Below are 11,190 nucleotides of genomic sequence, written 5' to 3'. Positions count from 1 at the left end.
CCATTCGGCCCGATCAGGGCGTGAATGGTGTGCCGGCGAATCCTTAGGTCGACGTTCTTGACCGCCGCAAAACCCTTGAATTCCTTCGTCAGTCCACTTGCTTCAACGATAAAGGGCACGTCCGAGAGCCCGTACTTTCTGGCCATCGTGGATATTCTTCCAGTTGTGGGAATGGAAGCGCGGATCACGCAATCGTCGAGCCCGCGTCCACCGTCCAGGCGGCGCCATTTACGTGGCCGGCTTCCTCTGACAAGAGGAAGGCGACGACGCCCGCCACGTCTTCGGGCCGCCCGTAAGCCGATGCGGCCTCAGCCCCCGCCCGCTTGATACCCCCGGCCTGCTGCGCCTGGGTATCCAGCGCATGGATCATGCGCGTCTCGATGGGACCCGGCAGCACCGCGTTCACCCGAATGCCCGTGCCCGCCACATCGAGGGCCGCGACCCGCGTGAGCCCGAGCACCGCATGCTTGGTGGCCACATAGCCGGCAAGGCCGGCGCGGCCCCTGATAGCGGACGTGGAGGCGGTGTTGACCACCGCCCCCGCGCCCCGCGTCCGCATGCGTGCGAGCACGTGCTTCAGGCCGAGGAACACGCCCTTGGCATTCACCGCCAGCAGCCGGTCGAATACATCCTCCGGATACTCGAAGATGGGGGCGACGACGCCCTCGATGCCGGCATTGTTGGCAAAGGCATGGATGGGGCCGAGGCGATCCTCGGTCTGCGCGACGAACCCCGCCACGTCTTCGCTGCGGGAAACATCGGCCTTCAGGAACAGGGCCCTGCGGCCGGTCTCCTCCACCAGCCGCTCGGTTTCCGCCCCAAGGCCCTCGTCCATGTCGACCACCGCCACATCCGCCCCGCCGGCCGCGAGGCGCAGGGCGATGGCGCGGCCGATGCCGCCGCCACCGCCCGTCACGAGCGCAACGCTCACAGCTTCACCAGGGAACAGCCGCCCTCGCTGAGGGGACGCCAGACCTGCTCGGCCGGGATCGTCTTGACCACGTTGTAATAGTCCCAGGGATATTTGGACTCGGCCGGGGTCTTCACCTGGAACAGATACATGGGGTGCAGCTTGCGGCCGTCCACGCGGATGCTGCCCTTGCGGAACAGCGGATCGTCCGTGGGCAGTTCCTTCATCTTGGCAACCACCGCCGCGCCATCGGTGCTGCTCCCCACCGCGCTCGCCGCGCGCAGATAGTGCAGCACGGAGGCATAGGCACCGGCATGAAGCGCGCTCGGATATCGCCCCTCATTGCGGGGCACGAAGCGCTTGGTCCAGGCGCGGGTGTCGTCGTTGAGGTCCCAGTAAAAGGCCTCGGTGAATTGCAGCCCCTGGGCCACCTTCAGGCCCAGCGAGTGCACGTCGGTGATATAGAGCACCGTTGCCACGAGCCGCTGGCCCCCAGCAGGGATGCCGAATTCCACGGCCTGCTTTATGGAATTTATGGTGTCGCCGCCCGCATTGATGAGGCCAACCACTTGTGCCTTGGAAGCCTGCGCCTGGAGCAGGAAGGAGGAGAAATCCTGCGTATTGAGCGGCGCGCGCACATTGCCGATGACCTTTCCGCCGGTGCGGGTCACCACATTCTTGACGTCCTGCTCCATGGCATGGCCGAAGGCATAGTCGGCGGTCAGCGTGAACCAGGTCTTGCCGCCGGATTCCACAACCGCGGTCGCCGCGCCCGTGGCCAGCGCATAGGTGTCGTAGGTCCAGTGGATGGTGTTGGGCGAGCAGGACTTGCCCGTGAGGTCGGAGGATGAGGGCCCCGAAGCCAGCATCACCTTGTTTTTCTCACGCACGATGTTGCCCACCGCCAGCGCGACCGCCGAATTGGGCACGTCCACGATGACGTCGACGCCATCCTGATCGATCCATTTGCGCGCGATGGAGGCCGCCACATCCGCCTTGTTCTGGTGGTCGGCGTGGAGCACTTCGATCTTCAGTGGCTTGCCCGCGGCGTTGAAGTCCTCCACCGCCATCTGGGTGGCCACGAGCGAGCCCTTGCCCGTCACGTCGGCATAGAGGCTCGACATGTCGGTGAGCACGCCGATCTTCAGCGGCTTGGCCTCCTGCGCGAAGGCCGGCGCACCGAGGACGAAGACCGCCGCCGCGCCCAGCCGGAGGGACCGGCGCGCCAGCGCGCCCGTCCATGATGCGGATGTGTGCGTGTTCATCTGAAAGGTTCCTCCCGTTTTGCTTTTTTCACTGGTCCCGATGCAGACCGTTCCTCAAGGAATGAGGCGCTTCAGCAGTCGTCGGTCCTCCACTGCGAAGCCGCCGCCATAGACGTCCGAGACCATGAACTGGGCCGACAGGATCTCCGGCTCCAGATCAGTGAGCGGATCGAACGCGCTCGGATGAAGGGTCATGGAAACCCGCCCCGGCACGGGGGCCGAATAGGCCAGCGGCGTGCGCCGGTAGACGATGTCCGCGTAGGCGGTTTCCAGGCGCTCGGGATGCGGCAGGCGGCGGACATGGATCTCGCCGCCCGGCTGCTCCGCCGCATCCACGAGACGCACCACGGGCGCGGCTGGATCGGGCGTGAAGGAGAAGTCCGCGAGCTGGACGCCACGGCGGTTGACCCATCCCTCGATCTTGCCGTCGGCGGCCTCGTCGAAGCGGAAGGTGCAGTCCTTCTTGGTGTAGCCGAACAGCTCACGGCCTGCGGCAATACCCATGGGATCGCTGCAATACATGTAGATATGGGTCTGCGTGAACAGATCCTCGTAGCGCACGGCGACGCTCACCATGAGGTCGAACATGCGCCCCTGGTGCAGCGAGAGGGTATGACCGGGAGAGGCCATGAAGCGGAAGGCGACGCGGTCGTTCACAAGTTCGAACGGCGTGTCCGCCAGAAGCGCGGCGACCTTCTTCTGGTCGACCCTCGTCATCACTTCGAGCGTGCGGAGCGCACATTCCCACTCCACCGGATAGGCCGGGGAATAAGGCGGATTCACTCCGCTATTGGGGTGCATCTTGTAGTCACCGAACATCTCAGTCTCTCCGTGTTTCGAAGGGCCGCCGCTGCGCAGGCCGCATCCTGAAGATTATGCGCGCCGGGCGAACTGCCGCTCGGGCGGGACATTTTGCGCAGGTGCCAGCAGCGCATGCGCGGCATTCGCAATATCGGTGACGCCGCAGAGCGCCATCGTCAGGTCGAGCTCCTTCTGAAGCAGCTCGAGGCAGTATGTGACGCCCTCTTCTCCCATGGCGCCGAGGCCGTAGAGGAAGGCACGCCCCACCAGCACGCCCTGCGCACCATGGGCGAGGGCCTTGAGCACGTCCTGCCCGGAGCGCACCCCGCCATCGAACAGAACCTCCGTGCGATCCCCCACCGCCTCCACGACGGCCGGCAGCATGGAGATGGTGGACGGCGCTCCGTCCAGCTGCCGCCCGCCATGGTTGGAGACCACGATGGCATCGGCGCCGGTGCTTGCCGCCATGCGGGCATCCTCCGGGTCGAGGATGCCCTTCAGGATCAGCTTGCGGTCCCACAGCTTGCGGACCCAGCGCACATCTTCCCAGCTCAGGCTCTGGTCGAACTGGCCGCTCACCCAATGGGCGAGCGAGGAGACGTCCTCGATGCCGCTCACATGGCCGACAATGTTCCGGAATGTGTGGCGCCTCGTGCCCAGCATGCCCAGGCACCAGCGCGGCTTGGTCGCGAGATTGACGAGGTTGCGCAGGGTCGGCTTGGGCGGCGTGGAGAGGCCGTTCTTGATGTCCTTGTGGCGCTGGCCCTGCACCTGGAGGTCGAGGGTCAGCACCAGCGCGGAGCAGTTGGCGTCTCGCGCGCGGCCGATCAGCCGCTCCATGAAGGCACGGTCCTTCATCATGTAGAGCTGGAACCAGAACGGCCGCGTTGTGTGGGCCGCCACGTCCTCGATGGAGCACACGCTCACCGTGGAGAGTGCGAACGGCACCCCGAAACGCTCGGCCGCCCGTGCGGCGAGGATTTCGCCGTCCGCCCACTGCATGCCGGCGAGCCCGGTCGGCGCCAGGGCGACCGGCATGGTCACCGCCTCCCCGACCATGCGCGAGGCCAGAGTGCGCTTCGAGATGTCGACACCCACGCGCTGCCTGAGCGGGATTTTTGCGAGGTCCTCGGAATTGGCCCTGTAGGTGCCCTCGGTCCAGGAGCCGCAATCCACATAGTCGTAGAACATGCGGGGCACCCGGCGTTCCGCGAGGCGGCGCAGGTCTTCGATGCTCGTGATGCTGGCGCGCCTGGGTGCCACTGTGCCGTCCGTATCGTTTCCGGGCCCGCTTCGGGCCGCCTTGGCGCCACCGTGCAGGGCTCTTACATTAAAACGTACTTTGCATCCAAAGTACGTTTTCTGTTAAAAGACATCCGTCTGCGTCTGTCAAGCGCCTGTATCCAGGCATGCGATCGGCTTGCCTCCGGCCCGCCGTCTCGGCTAGGCCGGACCAGACGGGAAAAGAGCAAAGCGGGTCATGAAGGACGCCAGGATCCCCATTCCAGCCTCAGGTGCGGAAGCGGCTTCGCTGCAGGAGCGGATCTATCTCCTCCTGAAGGGGATGATTGCGGACGGCCAGATCAAGGCCGGCGAGCGCCTGTTGGAAGCGGAGGTGGTGCGGGCCTTCGGCATTAGCCGATCGCCGGCGCGCCAGGCGCTGAACCGGCTGTGTGAAGACAGCCTAGTGGAGGAACTGCCCGGCCGCGGCTACAAGGTCGCGGGCTCCTCCAACGGCGAGGGAACCGGGCTGGCGGCGCTTGGTGCCGTTGACATCTCAGCGCCTCGGCAATGGGAGCGCATGTACAAGGAAGTGGAGCAGGAGCTGTTCGTCCGCACCCTGTTCGGCTCGGTGCGGGTGAACGAGATGCGCCTCGCAGAACACTTCAACGTCAGCCGCACGGTCACGCGCGATCTTCTGGCGCGCATGCACGGCGTGGGGCTCGTGTTGAAGGACAGCGCCGGCCACTGGATCGCCGAGAAAGTCACCCCGGACCGCATCCGCCATCTTTACGAGATGCGTTGCCTGCTGGAGCCGGCCGCGCTGAAGCAGGCGGCTCCGCTCGTGCCGAGGGAGGTGCTTGAAAGCATGCGGGACCACATCGTCACAGCCCGCCGAACGACGCCTCTAGACAGTGCCCAATTCGACCGTGCCGAAAGCGACATGCATATCGACATGCTCAGTCACTGTCCGAACGACGAACTCCTGCGTGCGCTGCGCAGAACCCACCTGCTGTTCGGCCCCACGCGCTATCTGTTCGATCCTTTCCTCGGCATCCCGATCGAGCTGATCGAAACCGCGCTAAAGGAGCATCTCGCCATCATCGAGTTCCTGCTCGCCGGAAAGCCGGGGAAGGCTGCGGACGCCTTGAAGGACCATCTTCAAGACGCCGTTGACCGTTGGCTCAAGCGATTCGAAATCACGACCCACATGACGCCGCAGCAACTGCCGGCCTATCTGACACCGAAGTGACCCCACATTCGGGCTCGCGTTCCTCCTAAGTCGCCAGCACGATGCTTCGCAGCCGCAATGAGCCGAAGCTCGGACTTGGCGAAGTGAGAGAAAATCCTCATGGACGCGCTCTTGGCGGAGGCTTGCATTACCTCACCGAATGCGAGCGCGATTCAGGTCACATAGGACGCAGCGGTGGGGTGAGGCGATGCGTCCGCCGTCGCGCTCACCCCGGAGGGGTCAGCCCGGCAGGCTCACCTCTGTCATCGCCTCGCTGACGGCCCACAGTCGCTCGGCCGAGGCGGTATCGACCGCATACGGCGCGACCCTGGAGGTGCGCCGGTCGCGTCCCTCCAGAGACATGACGATCTCGCCCTCCTGGAGTGGCGCGATGTCGGAATTAGTGCAGAACACCCCGCCCTTGCCGTCGAGCTGCGGGCTCACCGCGCACCAAATATGGGTCGCGGCACCCTGGGGGATCGACTTCGTGTCCCGCTCGGGATCGATCACGGGTTCGCCGTTCGCGTCGACATTGCCCATCTCCTTCAGCCGCGCGAGCGAGATGTGCTTGGCGAGCCCGGTGATGATGCCGCCGGGATGGAGCGAGAAAGCGCGAATGCCGAGATCTTGTCCCCGCCGGTCCAGCTCCACCGCGAACAGCACATTGGCGGTCTTCGATTGGCCGTAGGCGTTCCACGGATCATAGGCGCGGCGCACGTAATTGATGTCGTCCCAGACGATGTCGGAGAAGCGGTGGCCCATGGAGGAGACCGAGACCACCCGCGCTCCGCCCGCCCGCTTCAGTGCCGGCCACAGCCGCACCGTCAGTTGGAAATGGCCGAGATGGTTGGTGGAGAATTGCAGCTCGTTGCCGCGCCCATCCCGTGCCAGCTCGGGCAGTGCCATGATGCCAGCGCTGTTGACGAGCATATGCAGGGCGAGGCCCGACTGAACGATGCCGTGCGCGAAGGCATTGATGGAGGCGGGGTCGGTGAGGTCCATTGCCTGGACTTCGATCGCGCCGCCGACTTCGGCGACGGCATTGCGCGCGCGCTCCGCATCGCGGGCCGGCACGATGACGCGGGCGCCGGCAGAGGCGAGCGTGCGGGCTGCTTCCAGGCCGAGACCGGCATAGCCGCCGGTGACGATGGCGAGGCGGCCAGGGCTGTCGAACCGCCAATTGCCGTCGAACTGAAGCATCAAGAGCGGGCTCTAGCGGCTTTCCGCACGCGGGCGGGGCCGCGCGTGGGCGTATTCGATGCAATCACGTCGCCCAGGCTGTGAAGCTGGAGGGGCGGATGCGAGGGCAGCTTCACAGTGAGTTCAAGCTTGCCGCCGATCGCCTCGACGTAGCTGCGCAATGTCGATAGATACATATCGGCCTGCTTTTCGATCTTCGAGACCGAAGGCTGTTTGATGTTCAACGCACCGGCGACATCTTCCTGCGCTTTCCCCGCGATCTGTCGCAGCTCGCGCAGACCCTCGACTTCCCGCCGAAGCTCCTGGTAGCGGGCCTCGACCTGCTCCTGCTGGTCGCGGGGCAGCGAAGCGATAACGTCCGTGATGCTGCGTCCCATCAGGCTATCCCTTCCTTACGGATTTCACGTTTTCCAGATGGTCGGAAAACCGCTTGTCCGCCTTTGCGATAAGCTGCTTGTAAAAACGCTTCTGACTTCCGCCCGACTTGTCACCCGCTACAAGCAGGATTGCGTTACGCTCTGGGTCGAAGGCAAAGGCGGTTCGCCACTCGCCATCGGCCGCTGAAAAGCGCATCTCCTTCATGTTGGCATGCTTCGAGCCCTTCAGCGTATCGACGTAAGGTCGACCAAGTTGCGGCCCGAATTCGGCCAGCAGCTTTGCGAGGGCGAGCATTTCGATCTGTACCTCGTTCGCGAAAGTCTGAAACTCCGCCTCAAAGGCATCGTGCAGTCTGACGTTCCAATCCATATAGCTTCCAGGCTATGTTAAGTCAATAGTGGAGGCGGGCATCAATTGCCGCCCTCCGCCGCTTCGGCTTGGCGCAGCATGCCGCCAATGGATCGCCCAGTTTTCATGGTTACGATAGCTGAAGAGCAGCGCAGAATATCGACACTAATATGTAGATCGGGGGATCCCTCGATCATTGCGGCCTGCGTCTTCAATGCGGCGGCAACGACGTGAGCATCATTTGGGTCAGGGAGGTCGTCGCACACACACACAAGAACTTATTGAAATCGCTGACCAGCGCTTCTTCGAAGGCATTTTCCATGCTCTGCCGCGCCCGCGCCGCTCGGTCCGCGGCATCAACGACACCCTTACCCGCAAGCATCTTCTCGATGGCTCGTTGCGTTTCCGCCAACACCGGCGCGGACCAGCGGATACGGAAAAACTCCGCCTCCGCCAGCGTGAGCAACATGTTTCGCTTCAGCGCTCCGGCGAGCGTGCAAGCGTCTACGAACGCGGTGAAGCGGTTTGCAAACATGGATCAGAGATGGTCCCCATCCAGCTCGGCCAGCTCGGCCAGCTCCGCAAGCGCGTCGCTACGCTTAGCCGCCCGCTTCTTCTTGAAAGCGAACAAGTCGTCAGCCTTGATCCGCCGATGCCGGCCTACAGTCGTGTGAGCAATTTCGCCACGCTCCAAAAGCCCGATTAGGAAAGGGCGCGAGACATTGAGGATATCGGCGGCCTGCTGCGTCGTCAGCATTTTGCTAACCGGCACAAGCGTCACCGCATCGCCCCGGCCGACATGCCGCAGCAGCTCCATGAGCAAATTCGATAGAGCTGGCGTCAGCGTAATTTCGGCCGGCCGATTAGTGGCTTCATCAAGGACGCGCAGCTTCGCATCGCCGGCAGCATGGGCCGCCAGGATCGTTCGCAACTGATTTGCAGCTGCCTTCTCATTGTCTGAAGGAAGGCGGCCACCGAGTCCCTCTGCATATGCTGGCATGGTCATGGGGCTGTCTACGATATCGTCTGCTTCTACCCGATATTCGCAATAAACGCAACAAACGAACTAATCGAAGTGGGCGGAGGTTCCATCTCGGGCTCTACTCTTCCATGTCGTCATGATGCCTCGCATCAGTCTCGTCGCCTGCGCAACGCGCAGCCACTCCCATCCCCATTGCCGGAGAAAACATTGCATCGTGTCCACCGGACGCAGCACGATCCGGTATTCTTCGGTCCTGGCGCCGGCGTGCCGCCCACTTATCGGTTCGATAGCGCCACCAGTAGGTTTGGAGTGTTGTACGTGGGCGTCGCGCTGGACGGGGCACTTGCGGAAACGGTCCTGCGCAATCCGCAGCGGCACATGGTGGCGATGTCCGAGACTACGTCCAGGTCGGCGACAAGGCTCACCTGCGATCGCGATCTGCGCGTTGTGAACATGCATGGCCCAGGGCTCCAGGCTCTTGGAACCGACAACGCGATATCGACAGGGCCATATGCGCCGTGCGGGCTATGGGCCGATGCGCTCTGGGATCATCCGGATCAACCTGACGGGATCGCCTATCTCTCTCTCGGCACGATCCGAATGAGGTGTGCCTCGCGCTCTTCGAGCGGCAACCCATCGGCTTCACCATCAGCGAAACACGTCTGCTATCGGCGATGCTGAGCGAAGTCGCGGCGATCCTTGATCGGTATGGCAAATCGATCGCGTCCCACTGAGACGATTAAGGTACTTTCTGAGCGCATGCAGCGCCTCTATAGGATCGAAGAGGTCGATTGAAATCAGGCTAGGGGCTGACGATTTAACGCCTTCGGTCGCCCGCGAAGCTAAATTCTAAATTTGCGACAATAAGGTTCCCCAATGTGATGGCGTTTATGTCAGATCTTGAACCAGAATTTCGAGAGATCGCAAGGTAATTTATTCAAATTATCAGTCTGACCCCGAATTCCTCGTACCCAGGCTGCCTATTTCTACCTCAGGTATCTTTAAGATCTCGTCGAAGAGTTCCTGCGGGGTGTGATCTCCGTATTCCTCGTCTGTGGATGCTGGTGCGTGCCCCATCATATAGCGCCTCGCATCGCTGAGAAGTTTGTAACGCCGTGCGAGCGTTGCAAACCGATGGCGCCACGCGTGATTTGGCGCAATTCTCATGTCGTCAATGCCGACGTCTTCCCGGACCCAATCGGACAGATGTTGGCCGACGCGTTCAGAGGGCGGGGTCAAGCCGCGGTGGGCGCGCAGATTGTAAAACAGATGTCCGTCCGGACGCTTGGCGACCCAATCGAGAAAACCTGATCGTAAAATTGCGGGATGCAGTGCAATCCAACGCGCCTGATCTGTCTTTACCGTTCCTGCCTCGGGCGTGATATGCATCAAAGCTATCCCAGATTCTTCCTTGAGGTCTTCGCGTCGCAACTGGGCGATTTCGCCGACGCGCGCGCCCGTGTAGGCGCAAAGGAGCGGAATCCAGCGGCGCGCGGCTTGGCGGTGAGGGCTCAGTCTACGCGGTGGTTCAGCATGTGACGCTATGAGGATACGGACGGCTTCGCTGTTGCTAAAGCCCTTCTCGCGTTTCTTTCTCGCTTTCGGAACCTTAAGTTTCACATTAAGGACTGGGTTCGATAATATATATCCATTTACCGCGCCCCACGCGCAAACAGATTTAAGTGCCGCCAAGTATACATCTCGAACTGTTCGGTGAGAAAGTTTGGCGGCGATAAGCTCGTCTTTCCATACGATCACCCACGCTTGCGTTATTTCCGAAAACGCGGGGACCTTGGCATCAATTGCGGCCATGATCGGCCGCCACCTTTTCACGGTGCGGGGCTTCAGCTTGCTCTCAGTGGCGTAACGCTCAAACACTTTGCTTACGGACGTACTTGGTAGGGGCGAAGCGCCAGAGTTTGGCAAATTCAGTGACGGAAAGCGGTTGGCGTCTGGGTCGGGACGATAATCGCCATCCGATTCCCGCATAACCTGCCGATATGCTTGTAGGGTGGCTTTTCCGCCGGCAATCAGCAGCCGTCGCCTGCTCGGTTCATCGATCAGCAGCCCATGCTTAGACAGGATGCTGGAGATGTGATGGCCAATCACGGTGTCTAGAATCACCCACGCAGGCCGGTCATCATGTGGGTTGGGGCGGCAATATGGTGGTTCGGACTTAACGGCGTTTTCTACGAGGTACCACCAAATGAATGCCAGTGTGGGCACCGATAATCCAATTTCTCATGTCCCCGGGGTAGGTCGCGAAGATGGCTTGGTACACTTCGCCCGCAAGTGCCTCGACTTGGCGGTGGCTTAGCGACTGTACGCCCGTGCGCAGTTGCGCCCACCTTTTGTGGAGCTCGGCGAGTCGGGCTGTGTGCTCCGATTTGGCGGCCGCTTCGTCTTTGGTGCGCAGGCTCTGTTTGACCAGTTCGGTGCCAAACACCGACACGACGTCGCGCGGAACCTTCACGCGAAGGTAGAAAACGCCGGTCTTTGGGTGCTTCCAGGGCCGTGCCATCGCCAATGCCATGTGTACCACCTCGGTGTACCACCCGACACGTTGCCAAATCCTTGCGAGGCAAGGAATCTAGGGTTTTCAGGGCTTTTGGGATGGTGCTGCGAGAGAGGATTGAACTCTCGACCTCTCCATTACCAATGGAGTGCTCTACCACTGAGCTACCGCAGCGACCGGGTCCGGTCTGACGCCGAAGGTTCGGCAATCACCCGCATGGCGCGGGCGGAACCGGAAGGCGGTGGGGGGGGACCCACCGCAAGCGCGCCGTTCCTGCCACATGCGGGCGGAGGGCGCAAGCCTTCCCCGCCGCTTACCTTGCCCATGCGTCCCGCACAT

General features: G+C 62.4%; 13 protein-coding genes, 1 tRNA gene and 1 pseudogene. 2 read left to right on the top strand and 13 right to left on the bottom strand.

The window, feature by feature from the left end; translation table 11 throughout:
* Positions 1-184: 184 nt before the first annotated feature.
* The 4 genes from ABLE91_RS03065 to ABLE91_RS03050 are packed head-to-tail and all read right to left on the bottom strand — an operon-like array spanning position 185 to position 4,239.
* Positions 185-931 carry an SDR family NAD(P)-dependent oxidoreductase gene (locus ABLE91_RS03065; RefSeq protein ID WP_348928283.1) on the bottom strand — a complete coding sequence of 249 codons (747 nt, stop codon included), beginning with the start codon at positions 929-931 and terminating at the stop codon, positions 185-187.
* Positions 928-2,175, bottom strand: coding sequence for an ABC transporter substrate-binding protein (locus ABLE91_RS03060; RefSeq protein ID WP_348928281.1), 1,248 nt, complete (start codon positions 2,173-2,175; stop codon positions 928-930). The genes ABLE91_RS03065 and ABLE91_RS03060 overlap by 4 nt, the downstream gene beginning before the upstream one ends.
* A 54-nt stretch (positions 2,176-2,229) precedes the next feature.
* A complete protein-coding gene (locus ABLE91_RS03055; protein ID WP_348928279.1) occupies positions 2,230-2,994 on the bottom strand; it encodes an acetoacetate decarboxylase family protein in 765 nt (254 codons plus the stop codon).
* A 54-nt stretch (positions 2,995-3,048) separates the two neighbouring features.
* Complete coding sequence (locus tag ABLE91_RS03050) at positions 3,049-4,239, bottom strand: alpha-hydroxy acid oxidase (RefSeq protein WP_348928277.1); 1,191 nt, start codon at positions 4,237-4,239, stop codon at positions 3,049-3,051.
* 217 nt (positions 4,240-4,456) lie between these two features.
* Here ABLE91_RS03050 and ABLE91_RS03045 point away from each other — a divergent pair, with 217 nt between their 5' ends.
* Positions 4,457-5,449 (top strand): GntR family transcriptional regulator, encoded by a 993-nt coding sequence (locus ABLE91_RS03045; protein WP_348928275.1) that lies wholly within the window; start codon positions 4,457-4,459, stop codon positions 5,447-5,449.
* Positions 5,450-5,668: 219 nt separating this feature from the next.
* On the opposite strand, the gene ABLE91_RS03040 is transcribed toward ABLE91_RS03045, so the two are convergent.
* The 6 genes from ABLE91_RS03040 to ABLE91_RS03015 all read right to left on the bottom strand — a co-directional run bounded on the left by ABLE91_RS03040 (position 5,669) and on the right by ABLE91_RS03015 (position 8,360).
* On the bottom strand, positions 5,669-6,628 hold the full coding sequence (locus ABLE91_RS03040; protein ID WP_348928273.1) for an SDR family NAD(P)-dependent oxidoreductase: 960 nt from the start codon (positions 6,626-6,628) through the stop codon (positions 5,669-5,671).
* Positions 6,628-7,005: an XRE family transcriptional regulator gene (locus ABLE91_RS03035; RefSeq protein WP_348928271.1), complete on the bottom strand. Its 378-nt coding sequence runs from the start codon at positions 7,003-7,005 to the stop codon at positions 6,628-6,630. Before ABLE91_RS03035 ends, ABLE91_RS03040 begins: the two co-directional genes overlap by 1 nt.
* Before the next feature lie 4 nt (positions 7,006-7,009).
* A complete protein-coding gene (locus tag ABLE91_RS03030) occupies positions 7,010-7,375 on the bottom strand; it encodes a type II toxin-antitoxin system RelE/ParE family toxin (protein ID WP_348928269.1) in 366 nt (121 codons plus the stop codon).
* Between the two features lie 41 nt (positions 7,376-7,416).
* A complete protein-coding gene (locus ABLE91_RS03025; protein WP_348928268.1) occupies positions 7,417-7,551 on the bottom strand; it encodes a hypothetical protein in 135 nt (44 codons plus the stop codon).
* 14 nt (positions 7,552-7,565) lie between these two features.
* A complete protein-coding gene (locus tag ABLE91_RS03020; protein WP_348928266.1) occupies positions 7,566-7,823 on the bottom strand; it encodes a hypothetical protein in 258 nt (85 codons plus the stop codon).
* 69 nt (positions 7,824-7,892) lie between these two features.
* The gene (locus ABLE91_RS03015; RefSeq protein WP_348928264.1) at positions 7,893-8,360 is read right to left on the bottom strand and encodes a helix-turn-helix domain-containing protein; all 468 of its coding nucleotides are present in this window, start codon (positions 8,358-8,360) and stop codon (positions 7,893-7,895) included.
* Positions 8,361-8,498: 138 nt separating this feature from the next.
* Between ABLE91_RS03015 and ABLE91_RS03010 the strand changes: the two are divergent.
* Positions 8,499-9,070, top strand: a pseudogene (locus ABLE91_RS03010) (RES family NAD+ phosphorylase).
* 211 nt (positions 9,071-9,281) lie between these two features.
* Here ABLE91_RS03010 and ABLE91_RS03005 read toward each other — a convergent pair.
* The 3 genes from ABLE91_RS03005 to ABLE91_RS02995 form a co-directional block, all read right to left on the bottom strand.
* Entirely contained in the window at positions 9,282-10,562 is a 1,281-nt protein-coding gene (locus ABLE91_RS03005; protein ID WP_348928262.1) for a tyrosine-type recombinase/integrase, read from the bottom strand.
* Entirely contained in the window at positions 10,513-10,869 is a 357-nt protein-coding gene (locus tag ABLE91_RS03000; protein WP_348928260.1) for a DUF6538 domain-containing protein, read from the bottom strand. Before ABLE91_RS03000 ends, ABLE91_RS03005 begins: the two co-directional genes overlap by 50 nt.
* Before the next feature lie 81 nt (positions 10,870-10,950).
* Positions 10,951-11,025 (bottom strand) — tRNA-Thr (locus ABLE91_RS02995).
* Between the last annotated feature and the right edge of the window lie 165 nt (positions 11,026-11,190).

This window comes from Aquabacter albus (assembly GCF_040049275.1).
GTDB lineage: Bacteria > Pseudomonadota > Alphaproteobacteria > Rhizobiales > Xanthobacteraceae > Aquabacter.
This window is presented reverse-complemented; position numbering and strand designations above follow the sequence as displayed.